Origin of the sequence: Castellaniella defragrans 65Phen (genome assembly GCF_000612685.1) — a bacterium.
GTDB classification, from domain to species: Bacteria; Pseudomonadota; Gammaproteobacteria; order Burkholderiales; family Burkholderiaceae_B; genus Castellaniella; species Castellaniella defragrans.
Map to the genome: position 1 here is coordinate 3,148,857 of NZ_HG916765.1, position 20,153 is coordinate 3,169,009.

Consider the following 20,153-nt stretch of genomic DNA (forward strand, 5'->3'; position numbering starts at 1 on the left):
TCCCTCTTGCCGACATGACCATCCAGACCGCATTGATCTCCGTGTCCGATAAATCGGGCATCGTCGAATTCGCCCAGGCCCTCGCCCAGCGCGGGTCTCCCTCCTCTCGACCGGCGGCACCGCCCGCCTGCTGTCCGAGGCCGGCCTGAAAGTCACCGAGGTCGCCGCCCACACGGGCTCGCCGGAGATCCTGGACGGCCGGGTCAAGACCCTGCATCCGCGCATCCATGGCGGCCTGCTGGCGCGCCGCGACGACCCCGCGCACCTGCAAACGCTGAAAGAACAGGACATCCCCCCCATCGACCTGCTGGTGGTCAACCTGTATCCCTTCCAGCAGACCGTGGCGAAGCCGGACTGCATCCTGGCCGACGCCATCGAGAACATCGACATCGGCGGGCCCGCCATGCTGCGTTCGGCGGCCAAGAACCACGGCTCTCCCGAGGGCGGCGGCGTCACCGTGGTGATCGACCCGGCCGACTACCCGCGCGTGCTGGCCGACATGGACGGCCCGGCGCGCCAGCCGTCCTACGGTCTGCGCCTGGAACTGGCCGCCAAGGTCTATGCCCACACCGCCGCCTACGACGGCGCCATCGCCGCCTATCTCAGCAGCCTGGCGGCGCGCGAGCCCGCGCCCGCCGAGGTGCCCGAACGCGAGCCCTGGCCGCGCGTGCTGACCCTGCAGATGCGCCGCGAACAGGCCCTGCGCTACGGCGAGAACCCGCACCAGGGCGCCGCCTTCTACCGCGACGCCCACGTGGGCGCGGGCCTGCTGGCCGGCTACCGCCAGATCCAGGGCAAGGAGCTGTCCTACAACAACATCGCCGACGCCGACGCCGCCTGGGAATGCGTGCGCAGCTTCCAGTCCGGCGCCTGCGTCATCGTCAAGCACGCCAATCCCTGCGGCGTGGCCCTGGGCGCCGACGCCCTGTCGGCCTACCGCCAGGCCTTCAAGACCGACCCGACCTCGGCCTTCGGCGGCATCATCGCCTTCAACACCACCGTGGACGAAGCCGCCGCGCAGGCCGTCTCCGAGCAGTTCCTGGAAGTCCTGATCGCCCCGGCCTACACCGGCGCCGCCCTGGGCCTGCTGGCCGCTAAGAAGAACGTGCGCGTGCTGGAAGTGCCGCTGGGCACGGCGCACAACCCCTGCGACGTCAAGCGCGTCGGCGGCGGCTGGCTGGTCCAGGACCCGGACGACCTGCAGGCCACCGAGGCCGACGTGCGCGTCGTCACCCGCCTGGCGCCCAGCGCGCAGCAGATGCGCGACCTGCTGTTCGCCTGGAACGTCGCCCGCTTCGTCAAGTCCAACGCCATCGTGTTCTGCGGCCAGGGCATGACCCTGGGCGTGGGCGCCGGCCAGATGAGCCGCATCGACTCGGCCCGCATCGCCTCGATCAAGGCCGGGAAGGCCGGCCTGACGCTGCAGGGCTCGGCGGTCGCCTCGGACGCCTTCTTCCCGTTCCGCGACGGCCTGGACGTGGTGGCCGACGCGGGCGCGGCCTGCGTCATCCAGCCGGGCGGCAGCATCCGCGACGACGAGGTCATCGCGGCCGCCGACGAACGCGGCATCGCCATGGTCTTCACCGGCGCCCGCCACTTCCGCCATTGACGTCCGCGCACCGATGATCATCCTGGGGGTCGATCCGGGCTTGCGGCGCACGGGTTTCGGCGTGATCGAGGCCCGGGGGGCGCGGCTGCGCTACGTGGCGAGCGGCACCATCGTCGTGCCGCCCGCCCTGCCCCTGCACGCACGCCTCAAGGTCATCCTGGACAATCTGCGCGAGGTCGCGCGCGACGCCAGGCCGGACCAGGCGGCGCTGGAAAAGGTCTTCCTCAACGCCAATCCGGCCTCTACCCTGCTGCTGGGCCAGGCGCGCGGCGCCGCCCTGTGCGCCCTGGCCGACTGCGGCCTGGACGTGCAGGAATACACCGCGCTGCAGATCAAGAAGGCCGTGGTCGGCACCGGCCGCGCCTCCAAGGAGCAGATCCAGACCATGGTGCGCCACCTGCTGTCGCTGGACGGCGTGCCCGCCCCCGACGCCGCCGACGCCCTGGCCTGCGCCATCTGCCACGCCCACTGCGCGCCGCTGGCCGGCCGGCTGCAGGCGCTGGCGCCCGGCACCCTGTCCGCGAGCCGGGGGCGTCTGCGCACCGGACGCCTGGTGTCCTGATGCGCGCCCGCTTCCCCTCGCGCCCCGCGCCCCGCATCCACCCCGAACGACGGAGTCCGCCATGATCGGCCGCATCACCGGCACCCTGATCGAGCTGTCCCCCCCCACGGTCTGCGTCCAGGCCGGCGGCCTGGGCTACGAGATCGACGTGCCCATGAGCACGCTCTACAAGCTGCCCCCCGTGGGCCAGGCCGTGACGCTGCACACCCACCTGGCGATCCGCGAGGACGCGCACGTGCTCTACGGCTTCGCCACGCCGGCCGAACGCAGCGCCTTCCGGGCGCTGATCAAGGTGAGCGGCATCGGCGCGCGCACCGCCCTGGCCGTGCTCTCGGGCCTGAGCGTGGACGACCTGGCCGACGCGGTCGAGCGCCAGGAATCCGGCCGCCTGGTGAAGGTGCCCGGCATCGGCAAGAAGACCGCCGAGCGCCTGCTGCTGGAACTGCGCGACAAGCTCGGCGCCGTGGCGGGGCTGTCCCGCCCGGACGGCGCGCCAGCCCCCGCCGGCGGCGACGACGTGCTCAACGCCCTGCAGGCCCTGGGCTATTCCGCCGCCGAGGCCCGCCGCGCCATGGCCGCCCTGCCCGAGGGGCTGAGCGTGTCCGACGGCATCCGCCAGGCCCTGAAGGCCCTGGCCAGAGGTTGAGGACCGGCATGCACGACGAAGACCTGATCCCCTTCTGGGACGAGGACGGCCAGCCCGTGGCGGCCTCGCCCGCCGGCGGCCGGTCGGCCGGGCCGCGCGGCGCGCCGCCGCCCGCGGCAACGCCGCGCTACGCCAGCGCCCTGGACGCCCTGCGCGAGGTCTTCGGCTACGACGCCTTCCGCGGCGAGCAGCAGGCCGTCATCGAGCACATCATCGGCGGCGGCGACGCGCTGGTGCTGATGCCCACGGGCGGCGGCAAGTCCCTGTGCTACCAGATCCCGGCCCTGGTGCGCCCGGGCACGGGCGTGGTCATCTCGCCCCTGATCGCCCTGATGCAGGACCAGGTCGACGCCCTGCTCGAACTGGGCGTGCGCGCCGCCTTCCTGAATTCGTCGCAGACGCCCGGCCAGGCGCGCGAGGTCGAGCGCGCCTTCGTGCGCGGCGAGCTGGACCTGCTGTACGTGGCCCCGGAACGCCTGCTGACCCCGCGCTGCCTGGATCTGCTCGACGGCGGGCGCATCGCCCTGTTCGCCATCGACGAGGCCCACTGCGTGTCGCAGTGGGGCCACGACTTCCGCCCGGAATACCAGGAACTGAAGCTGCTGGCCGAGCGCTGGCCCGGCGTGCCGCGCGTCGCCCTGACCGCCACCGCCACCGCCGCCACGCGCGCCGACATCGTCGCCTGCCTGTCGCTGGACGAGGCCCCGCAGTTCGTCGCCAGCTTCGACCGGCCCAACATCCGCTACAGCATCGTCGAAAAGCACGAAGTCCGGCGCCAGCTGCTGGACTTCATCCGCGCCGAGCACGCCGGGGAATGCGGCATCGTCTACGCCCTGTCGCGTTCGCGCGTCGAGCAGACGGCGGAATTCCTGTCGCGCAACGGCATCGCCGCCCTGCCCTACCACGCCGGCCTGGACGCGCGGACCCGCGCCGAGCACCAGGCCCGGTTCCTGCGCGAGGACGGCATCGTCATGGTCGCCACCATCGCCTTCGGCATGGGGGTCAACAAGCCCGACGTGCGCTTCGTCGCCCACATCGACCTGCCCAAGTCCATCGAGGGCTACTACCAGGAGACCGGGCGCGCCGGGCGCGACGGCCTGCCCGCCGACGCCTGGCTGGCCTACGGCCTGCAGGACGTGGTGCAGCAGCGGCGCATGATCGACGACTCCGACGGCGACGCCCTGCACCAGCGCCGCCAGATGCGCCAGCTCGACGCCATGCTGGCCCTGTGCGAGACCGTCACCTGCCGGCGCCAGGACCTGCTGGCCTATTTCGGCCAGACGATCGAGCCCTGCGGCAACTGCGACACCTGCCTGGAGCCGCCCGCCGCCTGGGACGGCACCGTGGCCGTGCAGAAGCTGCTGTCGGCCGTCTATCGCCTGTGGCGCGAACGCGGCCAGCGCTTCGGCGGCGGCCACCTGATCGACGTCCTGCGCGGCCAGATGACCGACCGGATCAAGCAGCACGGGCACGACACGCTGAGCGTCTTCGGCGTGGGCGCGGACCTGACGGCGGACGCCTGGCGCGGCATCCTGCGCCAGGCCCTGGCCCTGGGCCTGCTGACGGTGGACCTGGAAGGCTACGGCACCCTGGCGCTGACCGAAGCCAGCCGCGCCGTGCTGAAGGGCGAGCGCACCCTGATGCTGCGCCCCGTGGCGGTCAAGCGCGCCAAGCCCGGCCGTCAGCGCACCACCACGGCCGCGCAGCTGGACGCCCTGCCGCCCGACGCCCTGGCGCGCTTCGAGCACCTGCGCGCCTGGCGCGCGCGCACGGCGCGCGAACACAACGTGCCGGCCTACGTGATCTTCCACGACGCCACGCTGCGCGAGATCGCCCTGCGCAATCCCGCCAGCCTGGACGACCTGGCCGGAGTCAGCGGCGTGGGCGCGCGCAAGCTGGAGACCTACGGCCCCGACGTGGTCGCCTGCGTGGGGCAGATCCGCGACTAGCCCGGACATTTCGTCAGCAAGCCTGTTTAAGTGATTTCCCGGTAGTCCGGCTGCCTCGGCGACGCGGCGGAGGGGATCGGCGGCGCGGGAAGCTGTTTTTCAGTACCGCAGGCGCAATGGTCCCTACCCCCGTTGCTTTATCGCGTGCCGGGGACAGCACTTTCTCGGCGCTACGGGGCCATGGCGCGCGCGGCGTGCGCGTAGACGTGGCGCAGCGGATGATGCGAGGCCAGCAGGATGCGGACCCGCCGGGTATTGCGCACGATGGCCGCACCGACCTTCAGCAGGCGCACCCGGATGGTGGCGGCGCTGGCGCGCTCCAGTTCGGTGCCTCGTAGCGCCGTCTCGCGCAGCCGCTGCATCAGCGTATAGGCCAGGGCCGCCAGCAGCAGCCGGAACTGGTTGGCGGCGAACCGGTGGCAACTGGCGCGCGTACCGAACAGATCGAGTTGCGCTTCCTTGATGCGGTTCTCGGCTTCGCCCCGGGCGCAGTACAGCTGATCGTACAGTTGCATGGCATCGCAGTCCCGGATGTTGGTGACCACGAAGCGCGGGTTCACGCCCTGGGCACCGTACTCCAGGCGGGTGAGCACGCGCCGGGGCCGATCCCACGACCCGGCCGCGTAGGTGAACTCACTGACCAGGCGCTGCTTGCGCCCGGTGCGCTCGTAGCCGTCCTTGAGGATTTCCTCGGCCTGCGCAACGCGCGCCTGAAGCCGTTTATTGCGTGCCAGGCCGATGATGTATTGCACGCCGCTGCGTTCGCACCAGCGGATCAGCGGCTGACGGCAGAACCCCGAGTCCCCACGGATGATGATCCTGACCTCGGGCCATGCCTGACGCAGCCGGTTCACCAGCAGGCGCAGCACCGCCGCCGCGTGCCTGGCCCCGTCAATGCGGCTGGGGCGCAGCAGGCAGGCCAGCATCGACTGGCCGCAGAACACGTACAGCGGCAGATAGCAGTGGTGGTCGTAGTAGGCGTGGAACTGCTTGAGCTCCTGCTCGCCGTGCAGCGGGATATCCGAGGCATCCACATCCAGAATCAGTTGCCTGGGCGCGGTGGCGAAGCTGGCGATGAAGTGTTCAACCAGCACCCCATGCAGCGCCCACGCATCGGCGCGGGTCGCCCCCGTCTCCAGGCGGCTGAGCGTGGGTGAACTGGCCAGGGCACGATCTCGCCCAACAGCCGTTTGCATCAGCAGATCCCCGCGCAGCGTATCGTGGTCGTTCAGGTCTTCGTAGCCGCAGCACAGGCCGTACAGGCGCTGGGCCAGCAGATCGCGCAGGCGGTGATGAATGCGGCCAGCGGCCCGGCGCTCGGTCAAGGCCTTGGCCGCCATGCGCGACAGGCCCGTGCGCGCATCAATTCTTCGCAGCAGCATCAGCCCGCCGTCGGAGCTGAGATCGCCGCCTTGGAAATTGGCCTGTAAATGGCGCCGTCCAAGGCGTCCAAAGTCCAGTTCTTCAGTGGTACGATTTGGCATAGGCGGTTCTTTTTGGTTGTATGGCGTGAGACCCAATAACCATAAGCCCTCGGGCAGGAATCGCCTATTCCTTTTTACCCGCCTGACGAAATTTCCGGGCTAGGCCGCGTCCGGACCGCTGGCCGGCGGCCCCGTCCGCCCGGCGCCAGGACCGGCCGCGGCGCCTTCCCGATTCCCCGACGACCCAGGACGTTCCCCATCGACACCGCCCCCGCTCCCTCGGCCTCCCGCATCCAGGCCTCCATCACCTGGCTGCTGTGCGCCTGCTGCTTCGCCAGCATCGCCTCGATGCGGGTCTGCGATACGCTGCTGCCCGCCATCGGCGCGGAGTTCGCCGCCAGCACCGGCGAGGCCGCCCGGACCGTGTTCGCCTTCGCGGTCGCCTACGGCGTGTTCCAGCTGTGCTTCGGCCCCCTGGGCGACCGCTACGGCAAGCTGCGCATCATCGCCCTGTGCGCCCTGGCCTGCGTCGCCGGCAACGGCCTCGCCTTCCTCGCCGCCGGCCTGGACTGGCTGGTGGCGGCCCGTGTGCTGTCGGGAGCCTGCGCCGCCGGCATCTTCCCGCTGGCGATGGCGTGGATCGGCGACAACGTGCCCTACGAAGGGCGCCAGACCGCCCTGGCACGCCTCGTGAGCGCCGGGGTGACCGGCATGCTGGCCGGGCAATGGCTCAGCGGCCTGATCGCCCAGTGGTCCGACTGGCGCTACACCTTCCTCGTGCTGGCGGCCCTGTTCCTGTGGGCCGGCGGCCTGCTGCTGAAGGCCGCCGTGGCCGCCTCCTGGCGCCGCCCGGCCGCCGCGCGCCCGGCCCGCGAGGCGCTGGGGGAAATCCTGGCCTCGCCCGCGGCGCGCTCGATCCTGACGGTGACCACGATCGAGGGCGCCCTGGCCTTCGGCGCCATCGCCTTCATCCCCAGCCTGCTGCAGCGCCACCATGGCATCTCCCTGTCGATGGCGGGCGGCATCGCCGCCTGCTACGGCATCGGCGGCTTCGTCTACACGCGCCTGGCCGCGCGCCTGCTGGGCCGCCTCGGCGAACCCGGCCTGGCACGCCTGGGCGGACTGCTGCTGTGCGCGGGATTCGTGTCCTTCGCCTACGCGCCCCACCCGGCCCTGACGCCCCTGGCCTGCGCGCTGGCCGGCTTCGGCTTCTACTGCCTGCACAACACCCTGCAGACCCAGGCGACGCAGATGGCGCCCGCCGCGCGCGGCATGGCCATGTCGCTGTTCGCCTGCGTGCTGTTCCTGGGCCAGTCGGCGGGCGTCATGGCCGCCGCCTGGCTGGCCGACCACGGCCGCGACACCTGGATCTTCGCCGCGGCGGGCGTCGGACTGATGGGCCTGTCCCAGGTCGTCGCGCGGCGCACGCGGGCGCGCCGGCGGCAGGCCGGCTGAGGCCGTCCGGCGCAGCGGCGCGTGGCGCTCTAGAACAATTCCGGCCCGCTCCCGCCCGCCGGCGCCTTGAGCCCCAGGTGCTGCCAGCAGCGGCGCGTGGCCATGCGGCCGCGCGGGGTACGCTGCAGGTAGCCGTGCTGGATCAGGTAGGGCTCGATGACGTCCTCGATGGTGTCGCGCTCCTCGCCGATGGCGGCGGCCAGGCTGTCCACCCCGACGGGGCCGCCGTCGAACTTGTGCACGATGGCTTCGAGCAGCTTGCGGTCCATCAGGTCCAGGCCCTCGGGATCGACTTCCAGCATGGCCAGCGCCGCCTGGGCGGTGGCGGTGTCGATGCGCCCGCCCGCGCGCACGTCGGCGTAGTCGCGCACCCGGCGCAGCAGGCGGTTGGCGATGCGCGGCGTGCCGCGCGAGCGGCGCGCGATCTCGGCGGCGCCGTCTTCGGTGGCGTCCGCGCCCAGCAGGCCGGCGCTGCGCCGCACGATGTGGGCCAGCTCGTCGGCGGAATAGAATTCCAGCCGCGAGACGATGCCGAAGCGGTCGCGCAGCGGATTGGTCAGCATGCCGGCGCGCGTGGTGGCCCCCACCAGGGTGAAGGGCTGCAGGTCGATCTTGACGCTGCGGGCGGCGGGGCCTTCGCCGATCAGGATGTCGATCTGGAAATCCTCCAGCGCGGGATAGAGGATTTCCTCGACCACCGGGGACAGGCGGTGGATCTCGTCGATGAAGAGGACGTCGTTGCGTTCGAGATTGGTCAGCATGGCGGCGAGATCGCCCGGGCGCTCCAGCACCGGGCCGGAGGTCTGGCGCAGCTGCACGCCCATTTCATGGGCCACGATGTGCGCCAGGGTCGTCTTGCCCAGGCCGGGCGGGCCGAACAGCAGCACGTGGTCGAGCGATTCGCCGCGCTGGCGGGCCGCGGCGATGAAGATGTCCAGCTGCTCGCGCACGCGCCGCTGGCCGACGTAGTCCCCCAGGGACTTGGGCCGCAGGGCGCGCTCGACGGAGTCTTCGGCGCGCGAGGCCACGTCCGGCGTCACCAGACGGGGTTCGGGCGGGCGGGCCGACAGGGAATCTGCTTGGATGACCATGAAAAGGCTGTGTTGATATCCAGTATCGGGATTATGCCATCACCGCGGCGAGGCCGGCCGCGAAGAAGCTCCGGCCCGGGGTCAGCGGCGCTCCCGGCGCGGCGGCAGCACGAAGTCGGCTTCCGCGTCCAGCGTGCGCTTCAGCTCCGAATAGCGCTCCAGCAGGTCGGACTTGTAGACCACGCCCAGCAGCCGCGCGGGCCGGTCGCGGCTGACCACCGGCAGCCGCTCGCCCTGGAAGGCGCTGAACTGGGTCTGGGCCTCGTCCAGGCTCAGGTCGGGATACAGGGGCTTGACGAAGTCCAGGCGCAGCACCTCGCCGCAGGTCTTGGACTGCACGTCGATCTCGCCCAGCATCATGCGGGTCAGGTCCTGCTGGGCGATCACGCCCTGCCAGGCGCCCTCGGCGTCGGTCACGTACAGGTATTTCACCGGATAGTCCAGGAACATCTCCTGGGCGCGCCGCACCGGAGCGTCGGTGCGGATCACGGTCTCGGCCGGGCGCATCAGGCTGTCGAGCCGGGCATGGCGCAGCTGCCGGCGCAGCGCCTGGTTGTCCTCGTGGCGCAGGGTGACCTGGTACATCACCACCTGGGCCAGGCCGCGCGACACGAAATACGCCGCCACGCAGGCCAGCACCAGCGGCAGCACCATCTGGTAGCTGAGCGTCATCTCGAAGATCATCAGGATCGCCATGAAGGGCGCGCTGGTGGCCGCCGCCAGGAAGGCCCCCATGCCCACCAGGGTCAGGACCGCGCCGTGGCCCGCCAGCACCGGCCACGCCTCTCCCAGCCCCTGGGCGAACAGCGTGCCCAGGGCCGCGCCGACGAACAGCGTCGGGGTGAACACCCCGCCCACCGCCCCCGAGCCCGCCGTGAGCGCCGTCGCCAGCACCTTGCACAGCAGGATCCACAGCACGGCCTGCCAGGCCTGCGGCTGGTGCAGCAGGGACACCACCACGCTGTAGCCGTTGCCCGCCACCTGCGGCATGCCGACCAGCACGCCCCCCAGCAGCAACCCGCCCAGGGCGAGGCTCAGGGGCAGCGGCAGGCCGGCGCGGCCGAACAAGGACTTCATCCCGTGGATGGAGCGCAGGAACTGCGGCGCCCCCACCCCGGCGAGGACGCCCAGCGCCAGGCTGGGCAGCAGCAGCTCCGCCGGGACGGCCTCCAGGCCGGGCATGGCGTACAGCGCCGCGTAGTGGCCGCTCAGCCGCATGACCAGGTTCGACACGGCGGCCGCGATCAGCAGCGGGCCGAAATTCTGGAAGGACATGGAGCCCAGGATGATCTCGCCCACGAACACGGCGCCGGCGATGGGCGCCCCGTAGGCGGCGGACACCCCGGCCGCCGCGCCGCAGGCCACCAGCAGGCGCAGGTGCGCCGTGTCGGCGCGCAGCAGCCGCCCCAGCACCGAGGCCCACAGGGCGGCTAGGTGCACCATGGCGCCCTCGCGGCCGATCGAGCCGCCCGTGGCGACCGTGCACAGCGAGGACAGGGAGCGCAGCAGGCCCTGGCGCACGGACATTCGCCCGTCGCCGATGGCCACCGCCTCCATGTAGTCGGAATGCGCGTCGCGCGACGCGCGCCGGGCCGCCACCAGCAGCCCCCGGCGCACAGCCCCCCCGCGGCGGGCGCCAGCAGCCGCAGCCACCAGGGCAGTTCGCGCATCACCTGGGTGATGGCGCCGGAATGTCCGGCGAACAGCCACTGGACCGCGTGGATGCCGGCATGGAAGGCGATCGTCACGAAAGCGCCGCCGACGCCGGCCAGGGCCGCCCAGCACAGCATGGCGGCCGCGCCGTCGGCCCGCAGGTGCAGGTCCGGCCCTTTCATGATGCCTCCTTGACGCTGCGCGTCGTCCCCCCGAGGGGAAGTTCGCGCTTGGAGCGGCCCGGCGCGCTCAAGGCCTGAAATCCGGCGGGCTGGGCGGGCGCGAACGGCCCAGCATGCGCCAGTACACCCAGAGATTGAAGATCAGCGCCACCGGCAGCGCGACCACGACGGCCGACAGGGCCAGGCGCAGGGTCGCCACCGGCGCGGCGGCGTCCCACAGCGTGACCTCGTCCAGCACCAGGTAGGGGAAGAAGCTGTAGGCCAGGCCGCCCAGCACGACCAGCACGATCACCAGCACCAGGGCATAGGGCAAGGCCGAGGCGCGGTAGCTGTGGCTGATCATGCGCTGCAGCGTCATCTCCGTCAGGACGAAGCACACCAGCAGGGTGCCCCAGACCAGACCGACCGCCAGCCAGTGCGTGCCGTCGCCCCATTTCAGGAACACGCCGGCATTGGAGAAGTCCAGCACCACCGACACGCCCACGGCACCCACGGCGCCCCAGCGCAGCGTGCGGCGCGCCCAGCCCACGGCGCGCACGCGCAGTTCGCCCGCCTCGCGCATCATCAGCCAGCAGGCGCCCAGCAGGCTGTAGACCGCCACGGCGCAGCCGCCCATCAGGACCGCGAAGCCGGCGTTGCCCCCGCCCGGCTGGTAGCCCGCCGCCACCCGCGCCAGGATGTAGCCGTGGGAAAAGGCGACCAGCACGGCGCCCGCGCCGAAACCGAACTGCCAGCGGCCCTGGTGCTCGGGCGGGGCGCGCAGGCGCCATTCAAAGCACACCGAGCGCAGCATCGTGCCCAGGCCCAGCAGCGACAGCGGCAGGTACAGGCGCCCCAGGGTCTGCGGCCAGGCGTAGGGAAACGCCGCCGCGAACAGGCCGATGCCCAGGAACACCCAGAACTCGTTGGCGTCGCGCCAGGGGCCGAGCAGCGACAGCATGCGCGGGCGCAGGGCGGGCGGCGCCACCAGGGACACGCAGCCCACCCCGATGTCGAAGCCGTCCAGCAGCACGCCCGCCACGACGATGGCGAAGAACACGACCATCAGCGCCAGAGGGATCCAGAAAGCCGGATCCTGCGCGCCCAGGCCCAGCAGGGCCGCCAGCGAATCGATCATGCGCGCCCCCGGTGACGGGCCACCGGCACCACGCCGTAGCGGGTGGCGTGGCGCAGCAGCTGGCGAAAGCCCGCGGCGAGGGCGCCGTAGACCACGATCTGCAGGCACAGCACGGCCCACAGGGTGCTCTCGCCCGCGTCCGTGCCGATCTCGCGCAGCGCCACCGTGCCCTGGACGGCATAGGGCAGGCTGCCGATCAGCAGATGCCCCCAGCCCGCCGCCTGCAGCGCCACGGCCAGCCAGATCATGGACCGCAGGGCCAGGCGGCCCGCGCGCGAGAGGTTGTCGGGCTCATGGCCCAGGCGGCGGCCGCGCCAGAGCGCCCAGACCGCCATCGCGGCCAGCACGCCGGTCAGCAGCACGGCCAGCCGCGCCGACAGGTAGGTGGCGAGCAGGGGCGGCCGGATGCCCGCCAGGTCGTCCAGCCCCCGCAGCGGACCGCCGGCCGGCAGCCGCACCCACTCCGGCCAGCCGGCGGGCCCTTCCAGGCGCCAGGCGTCGCGCCCCGCGGAGGCGTCCGGCCAGGCCGCCAGCGAGAGGCGCTCCGGCGGACCGCTGGTCCATTGCGGCACCACGGCCGCCACGCGCGCCGGCTGCAGCGGCAGCAGCTCGCGTCCCAGGGCCGCCGCCAGCAGCGCCTGCAGCACCAGCGCCAGCAGCACCAGCCGCAGGCCGCAGACATAGACGCCGCGGTCCCCCGCGTCGCTGGGACGGACCTCGGTGCGCCAGGCGGTCACGGCCAGCATCAGGGTGGCGGCCAGCAGCAGGCCGCCGGCCAGCAGCACGCCGAACAGCACGGGCGCGATGCCGCCCAGCAGTTCCAGCCAGTCCGCCACCTGGTAGCGGCCCTCGAACAGGACCGCGCCCGCCGGCCACTGCAGCCAGGCCAGCAGCGCGGCGATCCACCAGGCCGTCAGGGAGGTGCCCACCGCCACCATGCCCACCACCAGCGTGTGGGCGCGGTCGGACAGGGAGCGCTGGCCGTACAGCATGGCCCCGAGGAAGCAGGACTTGAAGATGAAGGCCGTCAGCACCGCCATGCCGACCAGCGGGCCCGCGACCTCGCCGGCGCGGGCCATGAAGTCCGGCCACAGCGTGCCCAGCTGCAGCAGCAGCGGCAGGCTGGCGGCGAAACCGAGGATCAGGGACAGGGCGAAGACACGCACCCAGAAGCGATAGGCGAGCAGCGCCGCCTGGCTGGCGCGGGCGCGCAGCCGGAAGCCGAACAAGACCCAGGCCAGGCCCAGTTCCAGCGCCAGGAAGAACAGCATGAAGCCCAGGCTCAGGTAAAACTGGGACAGCGACAGAACCCATGCGGTTTGCGTCATAATGTGCGCTAGTTTATATGAACCCCCTCCGAGCCTGTATGCCTTTCGCGCCCCGCCGGCCGGCCGCGCGCGGACATGGCAAAATGCCCGATTCATCCTTCCGCCCCTTTCCGCCCCAGAGGCCAGTCCATCCCCGCACCATGACCACCGATTCCGCGCCTGCCTCGAATTTCCTGCGCACCCTCATCGACAACGACCTGAAATCCGGTCGCTACCAGGACAGGCAGTGGGCGCCCCCGCCCAGCCCGGCCGAAGTCCGCCGCGCCGGCGCGCCCGACCCCGCCCGCATCCGCACCCGCTTTCCGCCCGAGCCCAACGGCTATCTGCACATCGGCCACGCCAAGAGCATCTGCCTGAACTTCGGCCTGGCGCGCGACTACCAGGGCATCTGCCACCTGCGCTTCGACGACACCAACCCCGAAAAGGAAGAGGACGAATACGTCCACGCCATCATCGACATGGTGCGCTGGCTGGGCTTCGACTGGACGCACGACGGCGTGGAGCATTGCTACTACGCCAGCGACTACTTCGAGACCCTGTACCGCTACGCCGAGGCCCTGGTGCGGGCCGGCCACGCCTACGTGGACGAGCAGTCGGCCGACGAGATGCGCGCCACCCGCGGCACGCTGACCGAGCCGGGCACGAACTCGCCCTGGCGCGACCGCCCCGCCGACGAATCCCTGGCGCTGCTGCGCGACATGCGCGCCGGCAAGTTCCCGGACGGCCGCATGGCCCTGCGCGCGCGCATCGACATGGCCTCGCCCAACATCAACCTGCGCGACCCGGTGCTCTACCGCATCCGCCACGCGACCCACCACCGCACCGGCGACGCCTGGTGCATCTACCCCATGTACGCCTGGGCGCATCCGGTCGAGGACGCCCTGGAAGGCATCACGCACAGCATCTGCACGCTCGAATTCGAGGACCAGCGCCCCTTCTACGACTGGATCCTGGAACGCCTGGCGGAACTGGGCGAACTGGCGCCGCCGCTGCCGCGCCAGCACGAATTCGCGCGCCTGAACCTCAGCTACGTCGTCACCAGCAAGCGCAAGCTGCGCCAGCTGGTCCTGGAACACCACGTCGACGGCTGGGACGACCCCCGTCTGCCGACCCTGGCCGGCCTGCGCCGCCGCGGCTACACACCCGGGTCCATCCGCCTGTTCTGCGAGCGGCTGGGGGTGTCCAAGGCCGATTCGCGCATCGACTACGGCATCCTGGAACAGGCCCTGCGCGACGACCTGGACCCCGTGGCGGCCCGCGCCGTGGCCGTGCTCGACCCGCTCAAGCTCGTCATCACGAACTTCCCCGAAGGCCTGGAGGAGCCCTGCTCCGCCCCGCTCAACCCGCACGAGCCGGACGGCGCCCGGCGCAGCTTCCCCTCACGCGCGAGCTCTGGATCGAGCGCGACGACTTCCGCGAGGACCCGCCGAAGAAATACTTCCGCCTGTTCCCGGGCAATCTGGTGCGGCTCAAGTACGGCTACGTCGTGCGCTGCACCGGCTGCGTCAAGGACGACCGCGGCGAGGTCGTCGAGGTGCACGCCGAATACCTGCCGGACACGCGCAGCGGCACGCCGGGCGCGGACGCCGTCAAGGTCAAGGGCACCGTCACCTGGGTCAGCGCGGCCCATGCCGTGCCCGCCGAGATCCGCCTGTACGACCGGCTGTTCACCGAGCCGCACCCCGACAGCGGCGACCGCGATTTCCTGCAGGCGCTCAATCCCGACTCCCGCCGGGTGGTGAACGCCTGGCTGGAACCCGGCACACGGGCCGAGCCCGGCGCCGTCTGGCAGTTCGAGCGCCTGGGCTATTTCGTCGCCGACCGCGAGGACTCCACGCCCGAACGCCCGGTGATCAACCGCGCCGTCACCCTGCGCGACACCTGGGCCTAGCGCCCGCCCATCCGCAGGAAGCCGCGAAGCCATGCCCAAGAACGCCGCCGCCCTGGATTTCAAGAGCGCATCCCTGCACGTCCTGCGGGCCGTGCTGCATACGTCCGACACCGCCGAACTGACGCGGGCGCTGGACGAGCGCATGCGGGAAGCCGGGGCCTTCTACGAAAACGAACCCGTGGTGCTCGACGCCCAGGGGCTGGACCGGGCGCCCGACTGGCGGGCGCTGGCCGACGCGCTGCGCGGCCACCGGCTGCATCCCATCGGCGTGCGGGCGCCGCAGGCCCTGCTGGCCTCGGCCCATCAGGCCGGCCTGGCGCCGCTGGACATCTCCACCGGCCGGCACGCCGAAGGCCGCGCCGCGGCGCGGGCCCAGCCGGCCCCCTCGGTCCAGCCGGCCCAGGCCGCCCAGGCGCCGCGCGCGCCGGAAGCCCCGGACACGTCCGCGCCGCCCGCGGCTCCGGCCAGCCGCGCCCGGTCCGCGGCGCAGGCCGGCCCGGCGCCCGACGCCACCGAATCCACCCCGCCCGACGCCGACGCGCCCGCCGAGACCCTGGTGATCCGCCACCCGCTGCGCTCGGGCCAGCGCATCTACGCGCGCGGCGGCGACCTGATCGTCATGGGCATGGTCAGCCAGGGCGCCGAAGTCATCGCCGACGGCCACATCCACGTCTACGGCCCGCTGCGCGGCAAGGCCATGGCCGGCGCGCGCGGCAACGCGCGCGCCATGATCCTCACCACCCAGCTCGACCCCGAACTGCTGGCCATCGCCGGCGTCTACCGGGTGGTGGAGACCCGCCTGCCCGACACGCTGCTCAACCGTCCCGCCCTGGTCGAGCTGGACGGCGACACGCTGCGCATCCGGACGCTGCAAGGCGGCCATTGAGCGCCCGGCGGCCTGGACGCCCGCCCCGGCGGCGGCCGCCCAGGCCGCCGGGCGCGCGGTCACATCCGGACACGCCCGGCCGCCGGCCAGCCGGCCCGCCCGGGACTTTTTGCTTTACGATGTCATGAATTTTTCAAACAGGGGAATACAGTCACCATGGCGCGCATCGTTGTAGTCACCTCCGGCAAGGGGGGAGTGGGCAAGACCACTACCAGTGCGAGCTTTTCGGCCGGCCTGGCCATGCACGGCCACAAGACGGTCGTGATCGACTTCGACGTCGGCCTGCGCAACCTGGACCTGATCATGGGCTGCGAACGCCGCGTGGTCTACGATTTCGTCAACGTCATCCAGGGTGAAGCCACCCTGAACCAGGCGCTGATCCGCGACAAGCAGCTGGAAAACCTCTACATCCTGCCGGCCTCGCAGACGCGCGACAAGGACGCCCTGACGCGCGAGGGCGTGGAAAAGGTCCTCACCGACCTGGCCGCCATGGACTTTGAATACATCGTCTGCGACTCCCCCGCCGGCATCGAGACCGGCGCGGTGATGGCGTCCTATTTCGCCGACGACGCGCTGGTGGTCACCAATCCGGAAGTCTCCTCGGTGCGCGACTCCGACCGCATCCTGGGCATCCTGTCGGCCAAGTCGCGCCGCGCCGAAAAGGGCGAGGAGCCGATCAAGGAACACCTGCTGCTGACCCGCTACAACCCCAAGCGCGTGGCCGACGGCGAAATGCTCTCGCTGGGCGACATCGAGGACATCCTGCGCATCCGCCTGATCGGCGTGATCCCGGAATCGGAAACCGTGCTGCAGGCCTCCAACCAGGGCATCCCCGCCATCCACATCCGCGATTCCGACGTCTCCCAGGCCTACCAGGACGTGGTGGCCCGCTACCTGGGCCAGGAAAAACCCCTGCGCTTCGTGGACTACGAGAAACCCGGCCTGTTCAAGCGCCTGTTCGGGGGTAAATAAGCATGTCGTTCCTGGATTTCCTGCGCGGACAGAAAAAGACCTCGGCCAGCATCGCCAAGGACCGCCTGCAGCTCATTCTGATCAACGAACGCGGCAGCGGCCGCAACGCGCCCGACTTCCTGCCGCAGATGCAGAAGGAACTGATCGCGGTGATCTCGAAATACGTGCAGATCAATCCCGAGGACATCAAGGTCAACCTGGACCGCCAGGACTCGCTGGAAGTCCTGGAAGTCAAGATCGAGATGCCGCAGGCGGAAACGCGCAACTGACGCCGCTTGCAAGCGGCTCGGATTCGACAGGCACACGAGGGTCCGCAGGGACCCGGTCCTGGATCGGGGCATCCCTCCACCTCGCGCCTTGCAAGGCGCTCGGATTCGACAGGCACACGAGGGTCCGCAGGGACCCTCGTGTGTCCAGTCAAATCCAGCTCAGCGTCGCCCAGACCACCAGCGGGATCGTCGCCACCGACAGCACGTTGCCCAGCAGCACCACGCTGGCCACGGTCCTGGGTTCCACGCGGTACTGCTCGCACAGCAGGTAGTTCAGCACCGCCGGCGGCAGCATCACCGACAGCGCCACCATGCGCGACCATTCCGGCGTCAGGGGCAGCAGCCACAGCACGATGGGCAGCGTCAGCACGCCCGCCAGCAGGTACAGGACGTTGATGCGCAGCGCCAGGCCCAGCTGCTCGACCCGGTCCTGCGACAGGCGCACGCCCAGGCCGAACAGCATCAGCGGGATGGCGATCTGCCCGGTCAGCTCCAGCGTGGTCGTCACGAAGGGCGGGATCCATTCGCGGTGCGGCGCCAGGGCCACGCCCAGCAGGGCCGCCCAGATGTTCGGATTGCGCAGCCACATCCAGCGGCTGCCGCCGCGCGACAGCAGGAACAGGCCCAGGGAAAAATGCAGCAGGTTCGACAGCACGAACAGCACGACGATGTCGCCCAGCAGCTCCTTGCCGTAGGCCAGCATCATCAGGGGAATGCCGATGTTGCCCGTGTTGCGGAACATCCCCGGCACCAGGAAGGCCGGGCGCGACACCCCGGGGCGGCGCACCAGGGCCAGCAGCAGGCCCGGCACGATGATGATCAGCACTCCGGCCGCCATCAGCGGCCAGCCGCGCGCCAGGTCGACGGGATTGTCCAGCAGCGCGGAGAACACCAGCGCCGGGCAGAACACCATCACGTTGGCGTGGTTGATGAACCCCATGTCCGGCGTGCGCGCCTGGCGGCGGCCGAAAGCGAAGCCCAGGGCCGCCACGGCGAAGACGGGCAGGACGATGTTCAGCAGGGTGAGGATCATGGAGCGGGGGGATGACGACGGGCAGCCCAGAGTGTACAGCGCCGCGCCCATGCGAACGGGGCGGGCACTTCGCTCGAAGGCCCGCCCCGCTCGTCGTGCCGGGCCCTCCGGGGCGCGCCGCGCGCATCCCGGAAGGCCGCCGCCGTGCTCAGTACCCCAGCGCGAAGTCCTCGGCCGGCAGGTCCATCAGCACGTCCGGACCGGCCTTGATGGCTTCCACGTGCGCACGGGTGCGCGGCAGGATGCGGGCGAAGTAGAAGCGCGCGGTGTGCAGCTTGGCCTGGTAGAAGGCCTTGTCGCCCTCGCCCGCCGCCAGCTTCTCGGCCGCGACGCGCGCCATGTCGGCCCAGAAATAGGCCAGCGTCACGTAGCCCGAATACATCAGGTAGTCCACCGACGCGGCGCCCACGGCCTCGCGGTTGGTCATGGCCTTCATGCCGATCTTCAGGGTCAGGTCGCCCCATTCCTTGTTCAGCTCGGCCAGCGGCTTCACCAGTTCGGAGATCGCGCGGTTGCCGCTGTTGGCCTTGCAGAACTTGTGCACGATCTTGGTGAAGAGGCGCAGCGGCTCGCCCTGGGTCATCAGCACCTTGCGGCCCAGCAGGTCCAGCGCCTGGACGCCGGTGGTGCCTTCGTACAGCATGGAGATGCGGCTGTCGCGCACGTTCTGCTCCATGCCGTGCTCGGAGATGTAGCCATGGCCGCCGAAGACCTGGACGCCCAGGTTGGCCGCCTCGAAGCCGGTCTCGGTCATGAAGGCCTTGGCGATCGGGGTCAGGAGGCCCAGCAGCTTGTCGGCCTGTTCGCGCGCGCCGGCGTCCTGGCTGTGCTGCATGATGTCCACCTGCTGCGCGGCGTAGTACAGCAGCGCGCGGTTGCCCTCGGCGAACGCCTTGATCGTCAGCAGCATGCGGCGCACGTCGGGGTGCACGATGATGGGATCGGCCGGCTGGTCGGGGAACTTGGGGCCGCTCAGGGCGCGCATCTGCAGGCGCTCGCGGGCGTAGGTCGTGGCGCCCTGGAGGGCGACCTCGGCGTGCGCCAGGCCCTGGATGGCGGTGCCCAGGCGCGCCGTGTTCATGAAGGTGAACATGCAGTTCAGGCCCTTGTTGGCCGGCCCGATCAGGAAGCCGGTGGCGCCGTCGAAGTTCATCACGCAGGTGGCGTTGCCGTGGATGCCCATCTTGTGCTCGATCGAGCCGCAGGACACGCCGTTGCGCGCGCCCAGGCCGCCCTGGCCGTCGGGCAGGAACTTGGGCACGATGAACAGGGAAATCCCCTTGGTGCCGGCGGGCGCGTCGGGCAGGCGGGCCAGGACGATGTGGACGATGTTTTCCGCCATGTCATGCTCGCCGGCGGAGATGAAGATCTTGGTGCCGGTGACCTTGTAGCTGCCGTCGGCCTGCGGCTCGGCCTTGGTGCGCAGCATGCCCAGGTCGGTGCCGCAGTGGGGCTCGGTCAGGCACATGGTGCCGGTCCATTTGCCCGAGACCAGCGGCTCCAGGTAGGTGGTCTGCTGCTCCGGCGTGCCGTGCGCCTGCAGGGTGTTCATGGCGCCGTGCGACAGGCCGGGATACATGCCCCAGGCCCAGTTGGCCTCGCCCATCAGCTCGCTGATGGCCATGCCGAGGGACTCGGGCAGGCCCTGGCCGCCGTGGGCGGCGTCGTGCGACAGCGCCGGCCAGCCGCCTTCGACGTACTGGGCATAGGCTTCCTTGAAGCCCGCCGGGGTCTTGACGCCTTCGGGGGACCAGGTGCAGCCTTCGCGGTCGCCCACCGCGTTCAGCGGCGCGAGGACCTGTTCGCAGAACTTGGCGCCCTCTTCCAGGATGGCGCCGACCATGTCGGGGGTGGCCTCCTCGCAGCCCGGCAGGGACTGATAGTGGGCGGGGTAGTTCAGGACCTCGTCGCGCACGAAACGGATGTCGCGCAGGGGGGCTTTGTAGTCGGGCATCTCCGGTCTCCAGGGGGGATTGTCGAGGGCGATCGCGGCGGCCCCGAGCGGGAGCCGGACCGCACGCCGGTCGGCTCTTCGGGTTTTTCGAGCCGCTGAATCGAAATTCAAACGATCGTTTGAATTTAAGAG

The 20,153-nt window shown here is 71.0% G+C and carries 15 protein-coding genes and 3 pseudogenes; 11 read left to right on the forward strand and 7 right to left on the reverse strand.

Annotated features, from left to right (window positions below):
* Positions 1-14 precede the first annotated feature (14 nt).
* The 4 genes and pseudogenes from purH (at position 15) to recQ (ending at position 4,766) form a co-directional block, all read left to right on the forward strand.
* Positions 15-1,609, forward strand: a pseudogene (purH, locus tag BN940_RS14065) (bifunctional phosphoribosylaminoimidazolecarboxamide formyltransferase/IMP cyclohydrolase).
* Positions 1,610-1,622: 13 nt separating this feature from the next.
* Positions 1,623-2,171, forward strand: a complete 549-nt coding sequence (gene ruvC, locus BN940_RS14070; protein ID WP_043684043.1) for a crossover junction endodeoxyribonuclease RuvC — start codon at positions 1,623-1,625, stop codon at positions 2,169-2,171.
* A 61-nt stretch (positions 2,172-2,232) separates the two neighbouring features.
* Entirely contained in the window at positions 2,233-2,817 is a 585-nt protein-coding gene (ruvA, locus tag BN940_RS14075) for a Holliday junction branch migration protein RuvA (RefSeq protein WP_043684045.1), read from the forward strand.
* 8 nt (positions 2,818-2,825) lie between these two features.
* The gene (gene recQ, locus BN940_RS14080; RefSeq protein ID WP_084330706.1) at positions 2,826-4,766 is read left to right on the forward strand and encodes a DNA helicase RecQ; all 1,941 of its coding nucleotides are present in this window, start codon (positions 2,826-2,828) and stop codon (positions 4,764-4,766) included.
* Positions 4,767-4,936: 170 nt separating this feature from the next.
* Here the strand turns inward: recQ and BN940_RS14085 are convergent, their stop codons facing one another.
* A complete protein-coding gene (locus tag BN940_RS14085) occupies positions 4,937-6,250 on the reverse strand; it encodes an IS1380 family transposase (protein ID WP_043680420.1) in 1,314 nt (437 codons plus the stop codon).
* A 255-nt stretch (positions 6,251-6,505) separates the two neighbouring features.
* On the opposite strand from BN940_RS14085, the gene BN940_RS14090 reads away from it, so the two are divergent.
* The gene (locus tag BN940_RS14090; RefSeq protein ID WP_277355909.1) at positions 6,506-7,645 is read left to right on the forward strand and encodes an MFS transporter; all 1,140 of its coding nucleotides are present in this window, start codon (positions 6,506-6,508) and stop codon (positions 7,643-7,645) included.
* A 29-nt stretch (positions 7,646-7,674) separates the two neighbouring features.
* Here the strand turns inward: BN940_RS14090 and ruvB are convergent, their stop codons facing one another.
* Complete coding sequence (gene ruvB, locus BN940_RS14095) at positions 7,675-8,736, reverse strand: Holliday junction branch migration DNA helicase RuvB (RefSeq protein WP_043684050.1); 1,062 nt, start codon at positions 8,734-8,736, stop codon at positions 7,675-7,677.
* Between the two features lie 81 nt (positions 8,737-8,817).
* A pseudogene (locus BN940_RS14100) lies at positions 8,818-10,526 on the reverse strand (ClcB-like voltage-gated chloride channel protein).
* Here BN940_RS14100 and BN940_RS19945 point away from each other — a divergent pair.
* Positions 10,428-10,649, forward strand: coding sequence for a hypothetical protein (locus BN940_RS19945; RefSeq protein ID WP_242404203.1), 222 nt, complete (start codon positions 10,428-10,430; stop codon positions 10,647-10,649). The pseudogene BN940_RS14100 and the gene BN940_RS19945 sit on opposite strands and share 99 nt — an antisense overlap.
* On the opposite strand, the gene BN940_RS14105 is transcribed toward BN940_RS19945, so the two are convergent.
* The gene (locus tag BN940_RS14105; RefSeq protein WP_043684052.1) at positions 10,639-11,688 is read right to left on the reverse strand and encodes a cytochrome d ubiquinol oxidase subunit II; all 1,050 of its coding nucleotides are present in this window, start codon (positions 11,686-11,688) and stop codon (positions 10,639-10,641) included. The genes BN940_RS19945 and BN940_RS14105 overlap by 11 nt on opposite strands.
* Positions 11,685-13,016 carry a cytochrome ubiquinol oxidase subunit I gene (locus BN940_RS14110; RefSeq protein WP_043684054.1) on the reverse strand — a complete coding sequence of 444 codons (1,332 nt, stop codon included), beginning with the start codon at positions 13,014-13,016 and terminating at the stop codon, positions 11,685-11,687. The genes BN940_RS14105 and BN940_RS14110 overlap by 4 nt, the downstream gene beginning before the upstream one ends.
* A 140-nt stretch (positions 13,017-13,156) precedes the next feature.
* Between BN940_RS14110 and glnS the strand changes: the two are divergent.
* The 5 genes and pseudogenes from glnS to minE form a co-directional block, all read left to right on the forward strand.
* A pseudogene (gene glnS / locus BN940_RS14115) lies at positions 13,157-14,505 on the forward strand (glutamine--tRNA ligase); the annotation flags it as partial.
* Positions 14,506-14,649: 144 nt separating this feature from the next.
* The gene (locus BN940_RS20350; protein WP_420864856.1) at positions 14,650-14,907 is read left to right on the forward strand and encodes a hypothetical protein; all 258 of its coding nucleotides are present in this window, start codon (positions 14,650-14,652) and stop codon (positions 14,905-14,907) included.
* A 31-nt stretch (positions 14,908-14,938) separates the two neighbouring features.
* Complete coding sequence (minC, locus tag BN940_RS14120; RefSeq protein ID WP_043684056.1) at positions 14,939-15,793, forward strand: septum site-determining protein MinC; 855 nt, start codon at positions 14,939-14,941, stop codon at positions 15,791-15,793.
* A 156-nt stretch (positions 15,794-15,949) separates the two neighbouring features.
* Positions 15,950-16,765, forward strand: a complete 816-nt coding sequence (gene minD, locus BN940_RS14125; protein WP_043684057.1) for a septum site-determining protein MinD — start codon at positions 15,950-15,952, stop codon at positions 16,763-16,765.
* A 2-nt stretch (positions 16,766-16,767) separates the two neighbouring features.
* Positions 16,768-17,034, forward strand: a complete 267-nt coding sequence (gene minE / locus BN940_RS14130) for a cell division topological specificity factor MinE (protein ID WP_043684059.1) — start codon at positions 16,768-16,770, stop codon at positions 17,032-17,034.
* Between the two features lie 148 nt (positions 17,035-17,182).
* Here the strand turns inward: minE and BN940_RS14135 are convergent, their stop codons facing one another.
* Together BN940_RS14135 and BN940_RS14140 are read right to left on the reverse strand one after the other, a co-directional pair.
* Positions 17,183-18,067: an AEC family transporter gene (locus BN940_RS14135; RefSeq protein WP_043684061.1), complete on the reverse strand. Its 885-nt coding sequence runs from the start codon at positions 18,065-18,067 to the stop codon at positions 17,183-17,185.
* A gap of 148 nt (positions 18,068-18,215) precedes the next feature.
* Positions 18,216-20,021, reverse strand: coding sequence for an acyl-CoA dehydrogenase C-terminal domain-containing protein (locus tag BN940_RS14140; protein WP_043684063.1), 1,806 nt, complete (start codon positions 20,019-20,021; stop codon positions 18,216-18,218).
* Positions 20,022-20,153: the final 132 nt, after the last annotated feature.